The 18,629-nt window shown below is 60.2% G+C and carries 17 protein-coding genes; 10 read left to right on the top strand and 7 right to left on the bottom strand.

From position 1 onward, the window contains the following. Positions 1-169 precede the first annotated feature (169 nt). Entirely contained in the window at positions 170-1,645 is a 1,476-nt protein-coding gene (locus ASE85_RS16745) for a bifunctional 3-(3-hydroxy-phenyl)propionate/3-hydroxycinnamic acid hydroxylase (RefSeq protein WP_056690915.1), read from the bottom strand. After that, a complete protein-coding gene (locus ASE85_RS16740; protein WP_056690912.1) occupies positions 1,642-2,583 on the bottom strand; it encodes a VOC family protein in 942 nt (313 codons plus the stop codon). Before ASE85_RS16740 ends, ASE85_RS16745 begins: the two co-directional genes overlap by 4 nt. A 527-nt stretch (positions 2,584-3,110) precedes the next feature. Here ASE85_RS16740 and ASE85_RS16735 point away from each other — a divergent pair. Then, the gene (locus ASE85_RS16735; RefSeq protein ID WP_082462876.1) at positions 3,111-3,776 is read left to right on the top strand and encodes a TetR/AcrR family transcriptional regulator; all 666 of its coding nucleotides are present in this window, start codon (positions 3,111-3,113) and stop codon (positions 3,774-3,776) included. Positions 3,777-4,191: 415 nt separating this feature from the next. Next, entirely contained in the window at positions 4,192-4,647 is a 456-nt protein-coding gene (locus ASE85_RS16730) for a DUF3237 domain-containing protein (RefSeq protein WP_056690907.1), read from the top strand. Between the two features lie 198 nt (positions 4,648-4,845). On the opposite strand, the gene ASE85_RS16725 is transcribed toward ASE85_RS16730, so the two are convergent. Beyond that, positions 4,846-6,246: an aldehyde dehydrogenase gene (locus ASE85_RS16725; protein ID WP_056690904.1), complete on the bottom strand. Its 1,401-nt coding sequence runs from the start codon at positions 6,244-6,246 to the stop codon at positions 4,846-4,848. A gap of 101 nt (positions 6,247-6,347) precedes the next feature. Further along, entirely contained in the window at positions 6,348-6,572 is a 225-nt protein-coding gene (locus tag ASE85_RS16720) for a hypothetical protein (protein WP_056690901.1), read from the bottom strand. 23 nt (positions 6,573-6,595) lie between these two features. Between ASE85_RS16720 and ASE85_RS16715 the strand changes: the two genes are divergently transcribed. Continuing rightward, on the top strand, positions 6,596-7,066 hold the full coding sequence (locus ASE85_RS16715) for a MarR family winged helix-turn-helix transcriptional regulator (RefSeq protein ID WP_156358395.1): 471 nt from the start codon (positions 6,596-6,598) through the stop codon (positions 7,064-7,066). 228 nt (positions 7,067-7,294) lie between these two features. Here ASE85_RS16715 and ASE85_RS16710 read toward each other — a convergent pair whose 3' ends face one another. Both ASE85_RS16710 and ASE85_RS16705 read right to left on the bottom strand, forming a co-directional pair. Next, positions 7,295-7,591 carry a hypothetical protein gene (locus ASE85_RS16710; protein WP_156358394.1) on the bottom strand — a complete coding sequence of 99 codons (297 nt, stop codon included), beginning with the start codon at positions 7,589-7,591 and terminating at the stop codon, positions 7,295-7,297. 226 nt (positions 7,592-7,817) lie between these two features. After that, complete coding sequence (locus ASE85_RS16705) at positions 7,818-8,717, bottom strand: phytanoyl-CoA dioxygenase family protein (RefSeq protein WP_082462874.1); 900 nt, start codon at positions 8,715-8,717, stop codon at positions 7,818-7,820. A 628-nt stretch (positions 8,718-9,345) separates the two neighbouring features. Here ASE85_RS16705 and ASE85_RS16700 point away from each other — a divergent pair. Then, positions 9,346-10,446 (top strand): NAD(P)-dependent alcohol dehydrogenase, encoded by a 1,101-nt coding sequence (locus ASE85_RS16700; protein ID WP_056690886.1) that lies wholly within the window; start codon positions 9,346-9,348, stop codon positions 10,444-10,446. A gap of 156 nt (positions 10,447-10,602) precedes the next feature. Next, on the top strand, positions 10,603-11,856 hold the full coding sequence (locus ASE85_RS16695; RefSeq protein WP_082462873.1) for an MFS transporter: 1,254 nt from the start codon (positions 10,603-10,605) through the stop codon (positions 11,854-11,856). 589 nt (positions 11,857-12,445) lie between these two features. Here ASE85_RS16695 and ASE85_RS16690 read toward each other — a convergent pair. After that, on the bottom strand, positions 12,446-13,825 hold the full coding sequence (locus ASE85_RS16690) for a carotenoid oxygenase family protein (RefSeq protein ID WP_162237472.1): 1,380 nt from the start codon (positions 13,823-13,825) through the stop codon (positions 12,446-12,448). 705 nt (positions 13,826-14,530) lie between these two features. On the opposite strand from ASE85_RS16690, the gene ASE85_RS16685 reads away from it, so the two are divergent. The 5 genes from ASE85_RS16685 to ASE85_RS16665 are packed head-to-tail and all read left to right on the top strand — an operon-like array spanning position 14,531 to position 18,621. Next, entirely contained in the window at positions 14,531-16,573 is a 2,043-nt protein-coding gene (locus ASE85_RS16685) for a conjugal transfer protein TraG (RefSeq protein WP_056690874.1), read from the top strand. Between the two features lie 2 nt (positions 16,574-16,575). Further along, positions 16,576-16,977, top strand: a complete 402-nt coding sequence (locus ASE85_RS16680; protein ID WP_185998587.1) for a CopG family transcriptional regulator — start codon at positions 16,576-16,578, stop codon at positions 16,975-16,977. A 53-nt stretch (positions 16,978-17,030) separates the two neighbouring features. Continuing rightward, the gene (trbB, locus tag ASE85_RS16675; RefSeq protein ID WP_056690869.1) at positions 17,031-18,002 is read left to right on the top strand and encodes a P-type conjugative transfer ATPase TrbB; all 972 of its coding nucleotides are present in this window, start codon (positions 17,031-17,033) and stop codon (positions 18,000-18,002) included. Then, the gene (locus tag ASE85_RS16670) at positions 17,999-18,340 is read left to right on the top strand and encodes a TrbC/VirB2 family protein (RefSeq protein WP_056690866.1); all 342 of its coding nucleotides are present in this window, start codon (positions 17,999-18,001) and stop codon (positions 18,338-18,340) included. Before trbB ends, ASE85_RS16670 begins: the two co-directional genes overlap by 4 nt. An 8-nt stretch (positions 18,341-18,348) precedes the next feature. Beyond that, positions 18,349-18,621, top strand: a complete 273-nt coding sequence (locus ASE85_RS16665) for a VirB3 family type IV secretion system protein (protein WP_056691292.1) — start codon at positions 18,349-18,351, stop codon at positions 18,619-18,621. The last annotated feature ends 8 nt before the right edge of the window (positions 18,622-18,629 follow it).

Here is an 18,629-nt window from a genome sequence, read left to right as displayed (position 1 = left end):
TTCGAAGGATTGTCGGAACGAGCCGAACGAACTTGCCGGAAATCATGGCCCCTCCTTCGCACTTGTGGATGAACGCCGCAGCCACCAGCTCTTGGTGGGAAAGAGCCGCTGGATCCCGGCATGTGCGTCATTTCCCCCCCGACCATTGCGTAGCCGCAGCAGTCTTGCGTCACGCCACAAACGCGCGCGCTTCGCCTGCCCAGGCTCGCATCAGCTGACCGGTCTCTCCGGTGCCGAAGACATGGCGATCCGCTCGGACGAGCACCGCCTGGGCCTCCATGCCGTCAAGCCACGCGCTGATTGCTGGCGCGAAGGGCGCCAGTTTTGGCGTGTCCAAGGCAAGCTGAGGCATCCCATCCGGCACATCGCTTTCAAACGAGCGCGTGATCAGGGCTGGGCCATGGCCCAGCAATGTGTCGAATCTGGTTCCGTCTGCCGAGATTGGCTGGGGAAAAAGGCTCCCGGCCCCCTTGGATTGCGTTAGAAATCCACCGACCAGATCCGGGTAGGCGATGGAGACATCCTGTGCGCCTGCTGCCTTGCGCGCCAACATCTCGGCGTTACGACCGTCAGCAGCACCTTTGTCCAGCATGCAAACGACCTTCCCCATTGCAATGGCAGTAGCAATGATGGCTCGAACATGGGGTTCACGCTCAGCCTGATAGCTGTCGAGCAGTTCCGCCTGCGCTTCACCCCGCATCACAGCTGCCAGTTTCCACGCAAGATTGGCTGCATCACGTATGCCTGAACACATGCCTTGGCCAGCAAAGGGGGGCATCTGATGGGCGGCATCGCCTGCTATCAAGACACGCCCGGCCCGCCAGCGATCAGCGACCAAACCGTGAAATCGGTAGACGGCCTTGCGCTCAAGCGTGATACGCTCGCTGCAATCCCACGGGTCGAGCAATTGGGCGATACGACGATCCGAGAGCATCTCGTCAGGGGTCTCGCCTGGCTTGAGCATGAATTCCCAGCGGAAGCGCTTTCCGCTCATCGCCATATATGTCACCGGCCGCTCGGGATCGCAGATTTGGTGGCAGACGATCGGTAGATCGCCCGGCTCATCGACGATTGTGTCGAGCACTAGCCAGGGCTCGTCGAACTCGTAATCGTCGAGACTGATTCCGAGCGCTTCGCGCACTGGGCTCCATGAGCCGTCACATCCGACCAGATATTTCGAGCGGATGCCACGAATCCCGTCCTCGTCGGCGAGCGTGGCAGTGACCCCCTCCTCGTCCTGGGAAAGGTCGAGGAACGTTACCCCCAGCTCCGTCCTCACGCCCAATTCGTCAAGTCGTGTCCTCAAGACTTGCTCGACCGCAGGTTGATGTAGGGCATAGGTTTCCGCCCAGCCATAAGGTCCGACTGCCGCTACGGGAAACTCAAGCAAGGTTTCCCCGGAGGCCGTGATGAACTTGTAGTTCTCCGGCACTCGGCACAAAGGTTCGATGCGCTCTGCCACCCCTAGTGTCTGGAAGATGCGCATGATCTCATGATCGAACACGGCGGCGCGCGGGAGTTGGAAATGCGTCGGCGACTTGTCGATCGCAACGACCGACAGGCCGTGGGCCTGTGCGAGTGCAGCCAGAACCGCGCCCACCGGACCGAGGCCCACCACGAGTAAGTCACAATCATGCGTGTTCATGATGCGGCTCCCTTGCCAGCCATAGCAGGCATGTTCATACCCCATTGCACCTCCATCAGCTCAGAGATCGACCCGACGCCTCCCCCGTCAGCGGCGACGAGCTGGTCGCCATCGGTCCAGTGCTCGATTTCGTGACCCCAGGGATCTTTCCAGTAGTCGAAGACCTGGCTGCCAAGAAGATGCCGGCCAACGCCCCAAAAATGCTCATGATCCTGGCTGACCAGATGATCGTGGCCAGCCATGAGGTCATCAAGATCGGCGACCTCGAAGGCCGCATGCATGAAGCCGGGCGGCGTAGGACGCTGCAGGAGGAAAAGTGTATGGTGATCGCAAGGTTGGTCGCTGCGATTACAGCGGAGGAAGGCACCTATGGCGATACCTGGCGCCACTTCAATGGCGTCTGACGTGACGAAGCCGAAACGCTCTTTGTACCAGGCCTCCGATCGCTCGAAGTTGGAAACGCCCAAGACGACATGACCTAGCCTACGGACGTGAGATGCGCCGCGCTCCACCCGCCGTGGCTTGCTTTGCCGCGGATAAGCCTCCCCTTGGTTCCAGGGTAGGAGGGCAGGCATGTCCAAAGGTTCTGCGCTACGCTGGCCAGAAACGGCTTCCACCGAGAAGCCGTCCGGATCCGTCAACCTCACGACTCGCCCGCCTCCTGGCGCATCCAAAGGCTCGATCACCGCCCCATCATGCGCCGCAAGGCGTTCCAAACCGCATTCGTCTGGCACCCAGATGCCAAACCCGGCAAAGCCCGGCTCTCCCTCCTGCGTGGCGTGCACGAAAGGAGATGTACCATAGCCCCGCATGAACAGTTTGTCTTGGCTGACTTCGACATCGCGCATTCCAAAATCCGTAAGGAAGCGGTGCATCTTAGCTATGTCGGGTGCACAGAAGCGCACGAAGGCGACGTCAAGGGCGCGCGTAATGCTCACTTAGATTCCTTCTTAGAATATCGCTGGCTGCAGCATGTCAGATGGGACACGAGGAAGCGCCCCGGTGGCGTGCCAAGATGACACACGGGTCGCAGCAGCGAGGTACGATGTTATCGACGCCAGCGCTGGCGAGCAGGCGCCCGGCCACGAAGGCATCGCCTGCATGCAGCAAGGCACGCATCCCCGTTCACATTGCCCCTTCAATCCAGATCGCACCATCGTGCCGATCATCGACATATCCTCCCGATTAGTGACCATATTGGACATGTTTGTACGATTCGGTCAATATAATTTCAGGGAAGCTGTGCTGGCTCGATGCCCTTGCGGGATTTGGCCAAACAGGCGAACATGAGACAGCGAGGAACGCCTGCTTGACAACGGGCGTTTGCCTGGGCTGAGGGCCGCATTGCTCCCTGCTCGTGCTGGCAGCAGTTTGTCATCGTGACGGCACAAAAATCCGTTGGTTTAGGGGCGCACTTGGCGCAACAGGGTTCAATCTTCGATAGAGGCCCGATAACCAGCTTTTTATGAAAAACCGTAGCGAGACGGGGCAATCCCAAAGGCAGCCAAATCGACAGCGCCGTAAAACCAGATCGGCTTTGCTCGAGGCTGGCCAGCATCTATTCGCCCAGAGGGCCGTGGAGGGAGTGACCGTCGACGATATCGTGGCAAAAGCGGACGTCGCCAAGGGCAGCTTCTACAATCATTTTGATGACAAGAATGCTTTTGCGGACGAGATATTCGAAGACATTGGTCGTGAGCTTGAACTGCTCATCGCGCAGAATAATGAAGCAGTTGGCGATCCTGCCTTAAGGGTTAGCCGGGCCCTGTGCACGGTATTGCAATATGCTCGTGAAAATCCCGACCGCACCCAGGCGCTCCTGAGCCTTGGCGATCGTCGAGCCAGCCCCGTTTCACCACTTAACGATGGGCTTTCCGCAGATGTGGGCGCCGGGCTGTCTACAAAGCGATTCTCCCAGGTCGGGTCAGAATGCGCGATCCTTTCCGTCGTCGGATTGATCGCGGTAACGGTGCGCCATGTCTTGTCCGACGCACCATTGCCAGATCCTGTGGAACTGGCATCGGCGATGTCGGCGGCCCTGCTCCGAGTTCTGGGCATTCCGGCCGATGAAGCCACCATCCTTGGCATAGAGTCGGCGAGCGCAATCGTCGCTTCTGGCGCGCGGTGCTGACAACCTGCTTGGCGCTTCGCTCTCGTCGGCATCCTTGACGAACCCGTCGCAACTCCCCTCGGCGGAATCGTTTTCGGTTGGACACTCGCCAACTGCAGGGTGTGCAGCCCCGATCGTGACAATGCCAGTAACTACAGGGGCAACACTGGGCCGATTTCAGGTGGAGAGATGTGACAGCGCGCTGCTTGATCAGCATCGCAAACAGCCAAAATGACGTAATAAGTCGTTTTTGACCATTGTAGTCACTTTCATATCGTGTTTTGTAATGCTCCAGAAGCGATCTCGAGCACGGTTTGCATCCGGCGGTCCGATAGATCGGTCCGGATCAGGTGCCGCGGTCCTGCGGCTTCATGCGAGGCCGTTCGACGTCAGGCATGCGGCGCGACATGAGTTTTGGTGGCTGAAAGGGGGAAGGATGGTAGCGAGCAAACATTTGATGCGGCTCGACGTCGCGTTGGGTCCCACATTGGACGTTGGGGCCGTTCCTGGAGGACATCGCCGCGTCATACCAATCGTGGGAGGGACGTTTGCGGGCGAACGCCTATCTGGTACAATCTGCCCAGGCGGCGCGGACTGGAATCTGGTTCGCCCGGATGGGACAGTCTATTTGTGGGCCCGCTATACCCTCAAATGCGATGATGGCACATTGATCATGATTACGAACGACGGATATCAACCGGGGGCACCCGATGTCATGGAGAAGATCCTGACGGGTGAATCCATCGACATGACAAACTGGTATGCAAGGACCCGCCCCGTCTTCGAGGTCACTGGTGAGCGCTATGCCTTCTTGAACGAACGGGCCTTCGTCGGGACGCTGCACCCAAAGAACAGTAGTGCGGTCTCCATCGATGTTCACGAACTGCTGTAGCGGCCAGCAAAGCAAAGGACGGACTGCTTGATCGTGTGCGCCCCGAACACCACGACCGCCAGGAATTAAAGCTCGAGGTGGCCGCAGCGCGGCAGGCGAGCGTTGCCCCCATCCCGATACGGTAAGATACTGTCGCCGCGACCAGCATCTTCCAGTTGCCCACAGAGCGTGGCCGCGACGATGCAACCCTCGGATTGATTATATGGGGAAATGCCCTGGCTGTGTTTCCATGGTGATCCACCGCTGTTCCGTGAAGCTGTCGATGCCGGCCTTGCCGCCGAAGCGGCCATAGCCCGAGGCTCCGACACCACCGAAGGGCATCTGCGCCTCGTCGTGGACAGTTGGCCCGTTAACGTGACAGATGCCGGACCTGATCTGCCGGGCTACGCGCAAGCCACGGGCAGCATCACGCGTGAACACCGCGGCGGACAAGCCATATTCGGTATCATTGGCAAGTTCGATAGCATGATCCTCGTCCCTGGCACGGACGATCCCCACGACCGGTCCGAAGCTTTCTTCACGAAACAATCGCATCTGCGGGGTTACGTTATCCACGACATGAGCCGGCATGAGCACGCCCTGCAGTGTATCGCCCCCAACCAATAGGCTTCCGCCTTGCTCCAATGCATCCGCTACTAGATCTTGGCAATGTGTGACCGTCTTGACGTCGACCACGGCGCCCAGAGGCGTACTCCCCACCCGCGGGTCGCCGACCGCCATGGTGGAAACCTTGGCTTTGAACTGCTTTATGAAGCTTTCGGCGATCGCATCCACGACGATTATCCGCTCTGTCGACATGCAGATCTGACCTTGGTTCATGAAAGCGCCGAATGCTGCTGCCTTGACGGCTTCCTCGACCTCCGCATCCTCCAACACGATCAACGGCGCCTTACCGCCCAGTTCGAGCAAGCAGGGCTTCAAGTTTTCGGCTGCTCGCTTGGCGATGACGCGCCCGACATTGGTGGATCCGGTGAAGTTGATGCGCTTCACCTCCGGCGCGTCGATGAGAGCGCCGACGATGGTCGCGGCATCAGTTGGTGCATTAGTTACGATGCTGACGACGCCTTGCGGGAAGCCCGCCTGCGCAAAAGCCTCGATGATCAATGAATGCGTGCGCGGACACTGTTCTGAAGCTTTCAAGATAACGGCGTTTCCGCAAGCCAATGGTACCGCAATCGCGCGAACCCCAAGGATAATCGGCGCATTCCATGGAGCAATGCCCAAGATGACACCGACTGGTTCCCGAACAGCCATGGCGATGCAACCGGGCTTGTCGGAGGGAATGACCTCGCCGACGATTTGCGTCGTCAAGGCAGCGGCTTCTCGAACCATTGAGGCGGCAAGAGCAACGTTAAACAACGCCCAACCCTTGGTCGCGCCGATTTCACCCATCATTGCCTCGACGAAAGTCTCCGAACGACTCTCCAGCTCCTCAGCGGCCTTCATCAGGATAGCGCGCCGCGCGTTGGGGCCTAATCTGGCCCATGCGGGCGCTGCTTTCGCAGCGTTCCGCGCGATCTCGACGACATCGCTTTCTTGCATCGCATGGGATGTCGAGGCGACCATAGCGGTCAATGGTCCAATACGGTTGAATTCCATCCAATCCCTCCCGTGCGTCGGTCGCGGCCGACACGATGACGTGGCGTCGCCATCACTTTCTAAATGACTACTTTGTCTATTATTGCACGGTATCGTCAATGTCACGGAAAAAACTGGCTCAGATGCATTGCGTCGCGACGTCGACCTGTGACGACGGTCGGATCGATGCGGCCACTGACCTGCCGCCCGAAAATTTCGTAAGTCTCGACGGATTTTTCCGCAAGTCCCGCGGTTCCTGCTTTTTCGGAGATTGCGCTACTGTTATTCCTTAAGTCTTCGAGATCAAGACGACTATTGTTCAGGTCGATCTGCTCTGCCGTAAACATAATAGCTAGGGGATGACACCACCATGCCGCTACTTGATGAGGCGGTTCGCCGGCAAATGATGCCAATATACGATGCGCTGGGGTATCTGACCCGAAGGTTGGAACAGCGCATTTTCCAGGAACATGAAGCGACGGCCGCCGCCCTAAAGCTCACTCGCGCTCAACTGGCAATTTTTTCTACCGCTATACTCATACCTGATCTTGAGCAGGCCGAACTTGCGCAGATTGTCGGCTACGACAAAGCCACGACTGGTGTCGTTCTTGGAGCACTGGAGAAGCGGGGCTTGATTACTCGTTGTCGAAGCGGCCGTTCACGCCGCGGCTGGCTCGTCAAGGCCACACCAATAGGAAAATTGATGGGAAAACAGCAACTCGCCATGCTGGGTGATCTGCAAGGTAACATTCTTGCGCCGCTCGAGGAAGACGAACGCCTTACATTCCTGCGACTGCTAAGCAAGGTACTTGAAGTGCGCAACAGCTACTATATTGACTGAGATTAGCTAGAAATTTGGTAAGGCACGCCACGTTTCCCTTCCTCGAGAACCGGCTACTCTCCTGTAGACGGCCGTAGTTTGGCAGTCGGCTAGTGGTCACGGTTCAAGCACTGCAGCCGGCGTGCTTTCATGGATCGGTACAGTAGGCGCATTCGTCGTCCCCGCACGGCGATCAGGATCCGGCTCGCGCCTGATCCTGAGGCGACACGAGCCTTTGTCCCCGTCAGATCAAACGGTTCTGCATCCCGTCAGCGGGAAGGATCCGAGCATGCCGGTCTTGACCTTACCGGTCATCGCATCGCCCTCGACGTCGACGGTGAAACCTAGCGTCATTTTGAACGGCTGCACGACATCTAGTGCCCATTCCGCGTGACTGCCATCAGTCGTGCCGGTGAAGTGCTGTTCGACGCCATTTACAACAGATATCCCTTTCAAGATGCCGCCCGTCACTTCCAATGTCAGGGATGAGAATTGCTTGCCCATGGGCGTCTTGGTTTCGATTTTCCAATGTCCGTCAATCGACATATTTTTCCTTCTCTTGGTTATCTGTAGTGCCTTGAACGGCAATCGGATCAAGCCATGGTTATGACGTCTGTGCCTAGGTAGTTTCCCGTGCTGCCGGTTCACTTTTGTAAGGTGGCAACTTCAGAGTAGATGCCGGGAAACGGCAATCTTCGATGTGTCGACCTTCGTGCCGTCTTTTTATGATGGAGAACATCGTGGATCCATCAGCCCGGCAGAGGTTAGAAAATCACGCGTCATCGAGCGCGCCCTCTTCTGCAGACCAGAGCAACGGGAATAGTGGATGGTCCACCGAAGCACCGTTTTCGAGTCGCGGGTAAGGAAACCCTGGTTTGCCCTTCATCATCCGCATGAAATTCGGACGGGTATCGTCCCAGACGGCGTCATCGCCTAACCATCGCGTGGCCAACGCGCGTCGGCGCCGGTCAGTCGAGGTGTTGCCCGGTGCACCGTGAATGACGAGCGGATGATGGACGATCACGTCTCCCGGCTCCACCTCCCATGTCAGCATCTCAAATTTTTCAGGATGCTGTCGGATCTCGCTAAGCAGATTCGACCGATCATAGACGTCATGGGTTGGATCGTCCGTATGGACTTCAAACTGTGGCGGCGCTCTCTCGGTCAAGACGTCGTCGTCGGTGAATGGCTGCATCGGGAACATGCTACCGCGATTGTGGGAGCCGCGAACATACGTCACGACACCATTGTCGGGACCCGCGCAATCGACCGGCACCCAGATCGAAACGATTTGCTGACCCTTTACCGGCCAATAGGACAAATCCTGGTGCCAAGCGGTCCGCGCCGCCGTCCCGGGTTCTTTGACCAAGAGCTGGTCGTAGAAAAAGCGAACATGCTGCGCCCCCATGATCTTGCCTGCAAGCCGCGCAAGCCGGGACTTGCGGACAAAGGCAGCAAAGTCTTGATCTTCGAGGCTTGTAAAAAGGTCGTTGAAGAAGCGACCACGCCCGGACCCTGCTGCATCAAATCCTCGATCGCCAGCAGCAATGAGGCGGTCGATCGCATCGCCCAGCTCGCCTACGATTTCCCGAGACAGCACTCCCCGTATCACAGCAGCGCCGTCCTCCCTGTAATCGCGGGCAGCTTTTTCCAGTTCGCGCTCTGCAGCCATTGCGGTTCCTCTCTCTTCTGGCGCTCCTCTTGCCAGGCAGTCGCCAGCAACCAGAGATTTCTATAATATGTAGACATATCAATATTCCGTCAAACGATTTGTCAGAGGGACGAGTTGGTGGGCTGCTAAAGCTAAGCCGGGCACTTCTTGGCGGATTCGTCGGCACCTCCCAGCCTGTCTATTGATAAGTACACATATTATGATATCGTCGCGTCATTCGGCGGTCTCAGGTGGATCGGTAGGCTTCGGTCCAAGGACGATCCAGCCCGCCAGTTTGGTCCGGAAACCAGATTTCCGGCAATCGAAGGCGAGGATAATGCTGTTGACCAACCCCGCGGTCCGGGCGCCGACACCTTGGGCGATGACCCACGCCCAGATGATCGATGGATCATCTGGGTACACGACAGATGGGCTGCTCATGGCGGGCATCGCGGTTCACGCTGGTGGGCGGACGAACCTGAACATTCCTAGGCGGTTCGAAGCGACCTGATCTGGCGCGCAGCGTCACGCCATGGGCGTCTAAGCCGTTCTAATCTGCAAGCGCTAACTGTCGTGCTTACTCTCCCGGCCAGAAGGGAATGATGCTCGGCAAGCGCCGGTCGGTAGAAAAATGTGAGGGAGCTACGCGATGAATGACTGCTGGAGGGCCGCTGCGGCGATCGCATCCGATGCGGGAAGGGAGTTCGAATTCGGCGACATAGTCGCGGGACCGCTTCGGGACGACGAGGTTTTGGTGGCGGTGAAAGCTGCCGGCATATGCCACACGGACATGGTAGCGCGCGACGGGCTCCTCGGTGTGCCGATGCCGATCGTTCTTGGCCATGAGGGTGCTGGGATCATCCAGGCCGTGGGACAGTCCGTACGCTCATTCGCACCCGGTGACAGAGTCGTGATGTCATACCTGTCGTGCGGAGAATGCCGGGAATGTCGTGTCGGCGTGCCTGCCAGCTGCGCACGTCTGCCCGAACTTTGCTTTTCGGGTGGACGCCCCGATGGCTCTCATGCCGTCCAGCAGCAAAATGGCCGCGCTCTGCACGATCGCTTTTTCGGTCAAAGCTCCTTTGCCACGCTCGCCGTCGCGAACGAACGCAATGTCTTTCACATCCCTGCCGATCTGCCGTTCGAATTGGCCGCACCACTTGGTTGCGGCGTTATGACGGGCGCCGGCACGATCTGGAACGAGTTGGATGTCCAGGCAGGTTCGAGCGTGGCGGTATTTGGCGTTGGAGCCGTCGGACTTGCCGCCGTGATGGCCGCCGCTGCGGCCGGCGCGGAGCGCATCGTTGCCGTAGACCGCTTGCCGACCCGCATCGACCTGGCCCTGGCACTGGGCGCTACCCAAGCAGTCAACGCTGCGCAGGACGCCAGCGTAAGCTGCGTGCGTCCCGTCGACCACGCCATCGACACGACGGGCAACATACAAGTGATCGGTCAGGCTTTCGCCTCGCTCGGCCAGCGCGGGACACTAGCCTTGATTGCGCCTCCACCCCCGAAGCAGCAATTGAACGTGAACGCCGCAGACTTGATTCTCGGAAGCAGGCGAATGCTTGGCGTCATCGAAGGAGGCGGTTCCGCGGGGGGCACCATTGCGCATATTGCCCACCTCCACAGCCGAGGGCGTTTCCCGCTTGAGCGCATCGTGACGCGCTACGATTTTTCGTCGATCAACCAGGCGATGCTCGACGCCGAGCGCGGGAAGGTCATCAAGGCCGTCATGTGTATGCCGTAAACGATGTTCCATTCCAAATCGATCACGCGCCGGGCGTGGACTCCCTTGCAACGGTGTGGCCACTGCCTGGCCTGGCGATCGCACGTCGCGAAAATTGAAATCCTCACTGCGTCTGCGTCCGCACGGACTAATCATCCCGCTGTCGCGAAGTAGCCCATGTGCCATCAAAAAGGAGTCAAATTTGTGAATCCAAATCCAGCCGCGCGAGCAGGGCGAGCCGATTCCGGCTGGCTCAAACGCGTAGTACTGCTTTCGCCGATGGTGCTCCTCGGAATGGCACCAGCTGCACTTGGCCCGGTCCTGGCCGAAGTCCAGCGGGAATTTTCTGGCTTTCCAGGCTCTGCCTATCTCGTCCCAATGGTCTTGACCCTGCCCTCTGTCTGCATCGCGCTCTTGTCCGGCCTTGCCGGCATCATGGTCGACCGACTTGGTCGCAAGACCGTCCTTGTGTTCGGCCTCTTCCTGTACGGAGTCGCCGGCGTGGCACCGTTTTTCCTGACCAGTCTGCCAGCTATCCTGGCGAGCAGGATTTTCGTCGGTATCGCGGAGGCTTGCGCGATGATCGCCGCGACTACGTTGATCGGGGACGAATATGAGGGTGAGGAACGGGAACGCATGCTTGCGTACCAGATTGCAGTCGCTGCCCTTTCTGCTGTCACCATCGCCGCTGCATCTGGCGTGTTGGGATCGTTCGGTTGGCGCTACGCCATTCTTCCTCATTCTCTATCGCTTGCCGTATGCTGCCTGGCAATCGCGCTGATCCGCGAGCCGCAACGTCCGACACGAGCAGCTGCCTCGTCCGCGCGGAAGCCGGCCGAACCGTTCCCTTGGCAATCAACGCTGATGGCGGGCGGGCTCATGTTGATGACCTCGCTCTTTTTCTTCATCATGCCAGTGGAGCTTGCGTTCATCTTGACCAATGTCGGGATCACTTCCCCGGAAGTCATCGGACTGACGCTGGCGGGAGTAACGATCGGACTCGCCGTAGGGGCGATGCTGTACAAGGCGCTATCCCGCTACAACACCCGAGTGCATATCGCGCTCGGCTTCGCTATCATGGCTATAGGGCTCGCCGGTGTTGCCGGTTCGCGCTCCCATGCGGTGATCACTGGCTTCGCCTTCCTGTCGGAGATCGGCGGAGGGATGATGGTTCCGTCGCTTCTCGCGGCTGCACTGCAGCTGTTTTCTTTCGAACATCGGGGTTTTGGGACCGGACTGGTGCAGTCGAGCAACTCGCTTGGCCAGTTCGCCTGCGGAGTTGTTGTGACTGGACTTGCTGCGGCCACGACCAGTTTGACGACCGCCCTGTGGATACTGGCGGGGTGGGCGGCAGTCGTCTCCATACTCGCTGGATTGACGTTGCTCCGGCGGCCTGCAACGGCCCATGCTCCCGGCTTGATGGGAGACTGAGCAGCGGATCAATGCGATCCTTGTGATATCGGCTTCGCTACCGGCTGCGCACCAGCCTGTAGCGAAGCGGTACTTTCACCATAAGCCGTGCTGATGCCGTAACGACGTCCCGCCGGCAACTTATCCATTAATCGTTGATCCTGGCACCGCTGAGGTTTGTGATTGTCGGGAAGTGGACGCTGCCAGGATGCGCCAAAGTGCATAGTTGCAGGTTGATTCGTTGATACCTGCCTTCAAGGAGCAGAAAAGCTGGTACTTCGTAAGCCGGAGCCACGCGGTACGTTGCAATGACAAAGGTGTCCGCGCCAGATCTGATGCACCGGACGTGCCCATGTCATGGGGAGCATTTCCAGGTAGGCCCGCACGCTCTCGATACCATTTGGCATCTTGATAGTAGCGGAAGGGGTGGCGGGCCACTACCGGCGGCGGCAACAACCATGGGTCATGGGGAACCGGAGTGGCCGGAACTCATTGCGCGAATGCGCATGTGTCGCTGGACAAGACTATCCGAAGGGCTCTTGTTGGCGATCAATAAAAAGCTAAGAGCGAAACACCCACCCCCGTGTGGGGGCGGGCATCGCTGACTGGGTCAGGCCGACTTCGCCTGCGACCAGTTGCCGTGGAAGCCCATGGGAACGCGATGGCCCATATGGATGCGCGCAAGGGGCGCTCCCTCGAAATCGCGAGCGTCGTGAACCAACATCTCGCTCTCGTCCGTGTGGGCGTTCCACCAGACGCAGAGCACATATCCATCGTCTTCTGCCACGCTGTCGGCGCGTGGAACGAAGACGGGTTCGCCGGGCGAAGTCAGTCCTTCGACGCCGCCTTGATATTCGACCTTGCCAGTCTCGCTGTCAATTTTTGCCAGATGGTCGAAAAGCCAGTCTTCGCAAAATTGGCCTGTCCGAGTTGCGGCATAGTAGCCATAACGATGTTCGCGCCCGGCCACTCGCGGATCATGGCGCGGAAATTCACAATTCACGTCGGCGATCTGATGCCCGGTCACTGTCCCGGTTTCGAGATCAATCGTCCAACGCCAGGGCGTAGCCACGCTGAACGGGTTGCGCTCACCGATCTTCGCGCCAAAGTCAGGCGCGCAGTTAGCGTCGATCACGACCTGCCCATCACGCTCAAACGCATTCAGGAAATGAGTGATCGAAAAGGTGTGGTCCACGCGATACCATTGGATTTCCCCGGTAGCGATGTTCATGAGCCCAAACTCATTAGAAAGCTCGGGTGACCATATGGTGCTTGGATTGCCTTTGATCACGCCTTCGAAGTCCACCAGGGCCGGTGTCCGAGCAAAGACGGCGTAGTGTTCCGTCGCCGCGAAGTCATGCATGAATGCCGGTGTGTCGATCGAGAACGGATAACTCGCAATCAACTGTCCGTCGGATTTCGCATGGTAGAAATTTACATGTGTGCCCATTGACCCGAAAAAGATGATATCACCGTTGGCGGGATCAATCTTGAAATGCGCCGTGACCGGTCCTTGAGTTCCACCAAAATTGAACATCCCTTTAGTCTCCAGGGTGCTCGCATCCAGCAGATGGGGGGCATCGCCTTCGCAAAATACAAGGACGTCGGTCTCGTTGAGCTGCCACACGTTTGTATTACCAGGATTTTTGATTAGCGGGCGCGACCCGTCCATCACGGCGGGGACACCGCCATTCATGAAGCTGCCATATACGGCATGGCCGACGCCCTGCTCATATTTCAGGCCAGCAGTCGCAACGTACCGGTTACGAACCGAGGCCGTACCTTCCCCTATGGCAATTGCATGGACCATGCCATCGCCGTCGAACCAATGATATTTTTCAGGCACAAGAGGGTCGAAATATGGGCTTGAGCCCGCGCGGTACATCGTTCCTTGCAAATCCGCTGGAATCGTCCCGGTAACGCGCAGATTTTCGCGCTGGGACTCTTCGCGTTGAGGAACGAAGGGACCGTTTAGAAACATGTTTGTCATGGATTGCGTCAGCCTTTCGCAACGACGCCAACATATGGCGACTTTAAAATACGTATACATATTTAAGGCATGTGTCGTGGCTCGTCAACCGTCTGCCAGGGTTCGGCCTGGCAGATCAAAATCATAGGATTGCGCCGCTGCGCCCAGGCCGTTTCTTGTCACGAGCGCCTGGCGTGATGCGGCCCATCGCATATTTTCGCCGGCTCCTCCTTGGCGATGGTTCGCAACCCTGTGCAGCAGCACCAAACATCATTCGTGCGCAGTTCTGAAAAATGTGCGCAAGGAGGTTAGGCAGCGTCTTAAACCTCGATTCGTAATCCGTGACGGCCGGGCATGAGGTTGGAAGAGGATCGCCGCCTTGCGCCAACCAGCATCGCTTCGGCCTTTCGCCTTGGCGCCGCAGCGGTTATCGGTTTCCCTACCAATCCCGTCCAAACCGGCTCAAAGGCGGGACCGCGTATCTGCACAGCGCAATGGTCGTGCGCATAGGCCGGTGCGACGTGAGAATGAACGCCTCCCTCGTCCAGAGACAGAAGGTCCGCAAGCCCGATTCGTGGCTTTGGCATGGTTCCGGTTCCAGACGCGGTCGCGAAAGACCGCGAAGAGATACCTGGCGATATCAGCGGCACCCTGACGCCTCAGCCGCCCTTCTGAGACCATGTGCCCGAACCCGCAGTCATCTTCCAGACTTCGGCGGAGGCCCGCATGACCCCGACAAAGCTGCTTATAGGACAGATCCTCGTTGTGCTCGCAATCATCCTCGCGGGCATATGGACTGCGACGCAGTGGGCAGCGGCGCAACTCGCGTACCAGCCCGAACTCGGCCGCCCCTGGTTCGTCTTGCTGGGCCAGCCGATCTACCATCCCTGGTCGATCTTTCCCTGGTGGTTTTCCTTCGACGCTTATGCGCCGCTGGTATTCGACAAGGCTGGCGCCATCGCAGCCGCTGGCGGCTTCCTAGGCTGCGGCGCTGCGATCTTCGGTTCGGTATGGCGCGCGCGCCAGTCCAACAACCTGACGACTTACGGCTCCGCCCGCTGGGCAACACGCCGGGACATCAAGGGCGCCCGGCTCCTTGGCCCAGGCGGCGTCGTCCTCGGCCGGATCGGTCGGGACGACGTGCGCCACGACGGCCCCGAACATGTGATGGCGTTCGCACCCACGCGATCGGGCAAGGGCGTCGGGCTGGTCATCCCAACCTTGCTTTCCTGGACAGGCTCGACTGTCGTCCACGACATCAAGGGCGAGAACTGGCAACTCACTGCCGGCTGGCGGGCGCGCTTCTCGCATTGCCTCCTGTTCAACCCGACCGACGCCCGCTCGGCGCGCTACAATCCGCTGCTCGAAGTCCGGCGCGGCTTGAACGAAGTGCGCGACGTGCAGAATATCGCCGATATCCTGGTCGACCCGGAAGGGGCGCTGGAGCGTCGCAACCACTGGGAAAAGACCAGCCATTCGCTGCTGGTCGGTGCGATCCTCCATGTGCTCTACGCAGAGGAAGAGAAGACGCTCTCCCGCGTCGCCACCTTCCTCTCCGACCCGCAGCGCAGTTTCGCCGCCACCCTGCATCGGATGATGGCGACCAACCATCTGGGCACCAAGGAGGCGCCGCTTGTCCATCCGGTCGTCGCCTCGGCTGCTCGCGAACTCCTGAACAAGAGCGAGAACGAGCGCTCTGGCGTCCTTTCGACCGCGATGTCATTCCTGGGGCTCTACCGCGACCCAACCGTCGCAGCCGTGACGGCAGCATCCGACTGGCACATCGTCGACCTTGTGGAAGCGGCGCATCCGATCTCGCTCTACCTCGTCGTGCCGCCGTCCGACATCAGCCGCACCAAGCCGCTGGTTCGCCTTATCCTCAACCAGATCGGCCGCCGGCTGACCGAGGAATTGCACGGTGTCGGCAAGGACGGCGAGGCAGCCAAGGGCCGTCACCGCCTCCTGCTGATGCTTGACGAGTTTCCGGCGTTGGGGCGGCTCGACTTCTTCGAGACGAGCCTTGCCTTCCTGGCCGGCTACGGCGTGCGCGTCTTCCTGATCGCGCAGAGCTTGAACCAGATCGAAAAGGCCTATGGCGAGCACAACGCCATCCTCGACAATTGCCATGTCCGCGTCGCCTTTGCGACCAATGACGAGCGGACCGCCAAGCGGATCTCGGACGCGCTGGGCACCGCGACCGAGCAGCGTGCGATGCGCAACTATGCGGGGCATCGGCTCGCGCCCTGGCTCGCGCACGTCATGGTCAGCCGCCAGGAGACTGCGCGGGCTCTGCTGACACCTGGCGAGGTGATGCAGCTTGCACCCACGGACGGCCTGGTCCTGATCTCGGGATCTCCGCCGATCCGCGTGAAGAAGCTGCGCTATTACGAGGATCGCCGGTTCACCGAACGCCTGTCGCCGGCACCGATACTGGATCCCGCACGCTATCGTGACCTTCCGGCGGCTCGCCCGGATGACTGGGCTGGACAAGTTCGCGGTGCAGACATGCGCCTATCCACCGGCAATGAGGCCGATGAAGGAGCCGACGCGGGCGGCCTTGAGCAGGCCCGTCACCCCGCGCACGAGATCGAACCCGGGGTCGTCATCGAGCCAGAGATTGCTGATCCCCTGGGCCTTGGCGAGGACGATGGAGACCAGGCCGCCGAGCGCCGGGCGATGGACCGGATTCAGCAAATCGGCACGGCGCGCACGGTCTACGGCATCGATGCCGCCTCCAGTCGCCCTGACGACCTGCAGCTGGGGTTCTGATCATGGAGAAGATCCGCCATCAGCTGTTCCTGCCCAAGCCTTTGTCCGATCGGCTGGAGGCGCTCGCCGCCAGGCCCGGCGCCAGCAAGTCGGCGATCCTCGTCGATGCGGTCACCGCCTGGCTCAATCGCCGCGGTGCTTCCGAGCTGGAAGATCGGTTTGCGATCCGCCTTGATCGGCTCACGCAAGCGATCGGCCGGGTCGATCGCGACGCCTATGTGATCCTCGAAACGCTCGCCCTCTTCATCCGGTTCGAACTCGCGATCCAGACGCCGCTCGCCGAGAACGACCAGGCCGGCCGAGCGCTGGGCGCGAAAAGGTTCGAAGCCTTCGTGACCCAAGTCGGACGGCAAGTCTCGACCGGACGGCGCACGCTTGTAGCCTCGTCGGATAATGGCGAATGAGCGCCCGGCCAGCCCCCGCAGGGCCGACAACCTCGGCTGAGCGCCGTCGTCGCATGCTGATCACGGCCCTTGGCGGCGACATTGCCGCTGCGATGCGCGACAGCCAAGTCACCGAGATCATGGTGAACCCTGACGGGGCGCTGCGGCTTGATCGTCTTGGCGAAGGTCGTACCGATACCGAAGTCCGCATCGAACCCGAACAGGTCGAGCGGATCATCCGGCTGGTGGCGAGCCATGCCCGTGCCGAAGTCCATGCCGCGCACCCGATCATATCGGCCGAGCTCCCGCCGCATATCGAGGGCCGCGCGGGCGAGCGCTTCGAAGGCGTGCTGCCTCCCGTGTCGTCGGCGCCGTGCTTCTCGATCCGCAAGCCTGCCACAAGGCTGCACACGCTCGACGACTATGTCGCCGATGGGCTGATGTCGGAGGTCCAGGCAGACGCCCTGCGTGCCGCTGTCACGCAGCGCTACAACATCCTCGTCGCCGGAGGCACCAGCTCGGGCAAGACGACGCTCGCCAACGCGCTGCTCGCCGAGATGGCATGGGTGGATAGCCGCGTAATCGTCATCGAGGACACGCGCGAGCTGCAATGCCCGCTGCCAGACACCGTCGCGCTCCGCACCCGCCCGCCGCACGTGTCAATGACCGACCTGGTGCGCTCGACCATGCGCCTGCGTCCCGATCGCATCGTGGTCGGCGAGGTCCGCGGCCCCGAAGCGCTCGACATGCTCAAGGCCTGGAACACCGGCCACCCCGGCGGGATCGCGACCGTCCACGCCAACAGCGCCATCGCCGCGCTCTACCGCATCGAACAGTTGGTGCAGGAGGCGGTCGTCACTGTGCCGCGCCAGCTGATCGCCGAGGCCATCGACATCATCGTCTTCATCTCCGGGCGCGGCATCGACCGCCGCGTCTCGACGATCGCGCGTGTCGCCGGACTCGACCCCGAGACCAGCGCCTACGCGCTCGCCGATCTTCCCAAGCTCAATCCCCCAAGTCCAGCCCTAAGGAGACCTGACCCATGACCCTTGCCCGCAATCCCCGCCACATCGCCAGCCGCTTTTGGCTTATCGGCGGCACGACCGGCATCGCGCTGACGCTCGCCACCCAGGTCCAGGCGGCCGGCTCCGGCATGCCTTGGGAAGAGCCGCTGCAGCAGGTGCTGGAATCCGTGCAGGGCCCGGTTGCCAAGATCGTCGCGGTGATCATCATTATCGTGACCGGCCTGACGCTCGCTTTCGGCGAGAGTTCGGGCGGGTTCCGGCGACTGATCCAGATCGTCTTCGGCCTCTCCATCGCCTTCGCCGCGTCGAGCTTCTTCCTGTCCTTCTTCAGCTTCGGCGGTGGGGCATTGATCTCGTGACCGGCGCCATGTCGTTCGGGGCCCAGCATGTCGACGGCTACGAAGTGCCGATCCATGGCTCGCTGGGTTCGCCGCTCCTGCTCGGCGGCGCACCACGGGGCCTTGCGATCGTCAACGGGACGCTGGCCGCAGCGGTCGGGCTCGGCCTCCAGCAATGGCTGGCCGGGATACTGCTCTGGGCCGTGGGCCATAGCATCGCCGTGATGGCCGCACGTCGCGACCCCAGCTTCGCCCCGGTTCTCCTCCGCCACATCCGCCAGAAGGGATACTTCGCATGCTGAGGCACCTG

The sequence above is a fragment of the Sphingobium sp. Leaf26 genome (genome assembly GCF_001421665.1).
In the GTDB taxonomy this organism is placed as follows: domain Bacteria; phylum Pseudomonadota; class Alphaproteobacteria; order Sphingomonadales; family Sphingomonadaceae; genus Sphingobium.
This window is presented reverse-complemented; position numbering and strand designations above follow the sequence as displayed.

Bases quoted from the DNA above. Each gene is read 5' to 3' on its own strand.
- ASE85_RS16710 (WP_156358394.1), bottom strand. From the start codon at position 7,591: ATGTCGATTGACGGACATTGGAAAATCGAAACCAAGACGCCCATGGGC.
- ASE85_RS16680 (WP_185998587.1), top strand. From the start codon at position 16,576: ATGGAGAAGATCCGCCATCAGCTGTTCCTGCCCAAGCCTTTGTCCGAT.
- ASE85_RS16685 (WP_056690874.1), top strand. From the start codon at position 14,531: ATGACCCCGACAAAGCTGCTTATAGGACAGATCCTCGTTGTGCTCGCA.
- ASE85_RS16745 (WP_056690915.1), bottom strand. From the start codon at position 1,645: ATGAACACGCATGATTGTGACTTACTCGTGGTGGGCCTCGGTCCGGTG.
- ASE85_RS16735 (WP_082462876.1), top strand. From the start codon at position 3,111: ATGAAAAACCGTAGCGAGACGGGGCAATCCCAAAGGCAGCCAAATCGA.
- trbB (WP_056690869.1), top strand. From the start codon at position 17,031: ATGCTGATCACGGCCCTTGGCGGCGACATTGCCGCTGCGATGCGCGAC.
- ASE85_RS16700 (WP_056690886.1), top strand. From the start codon at position 9,346: ATGAATGACTGCTGGAGGGCCGCTGCGGCGATCGCATCCGATGCGGGA.
- ASE85_RS16665 (WP_056691292.1), top strand. From the start codon at position 18,349: ATGTCGTTCGGGGCCCAGCATGTCGACGGCTACGAAGTGCCGATCCAT.
- ASE85_RS16715 (WP_156358395.1), top strand. From the start codon at position 6,596: ATGCCGCTACTTGATGAGGCGGTTCGCCGGCAAATGATGCCAATATAC.
- ASE85_RS16670 (WP_056690866.1), top strand. From the start codon at position 17,999: ATGACCCTTGCCCGCAATCCCCGCCACATCGCCAGCCGCTTTTGGCTT.
- ASE85_RS16720 (WP_056690901.1), bottom strand. From the start codon at position 6,572: ATGTTTACGGCAGAGCAGATCGACCTGAACAATAGTCGTCTTGATCTC.
- ASE85_RS16690 (WP_162237472.1), bottom strand. From the start codon at position 13,825: ATGACAAACATGTTTCTAAACGGTCCCTTCGTTCCTCAACGCGAAGAG.
- ASE85_RS16725 (WP_056690904.1), bottom strand. From the start codon at position 6,246: ATGGAATTCAACCGTATTGGACCATTGACCGCTATGGTCGCCTCGACA.
- ASE85_RS16695 (WP_082462873.1), top strand. From the start codon at position 10,603: ATGTGCCATCAAAAAGGAGTCAAATTTGTGAATCCAAATCCAGCCGCG.
- ASE85_RS16730 (WP_056690907.1), top strand. From the start codon at position 4,192: ATGGTAGCGAGCAAACATTTGATGCGGCTCGACGTCGCGTTGGGTCCC.
- ASE85_RS16705 (WP_082462874.1), bottom strand. From the start codon at position 8,717: ATGGCTGCAGAGCGCGAACTGGAAAAAGCTGCCCGCGATTACAGGGAG.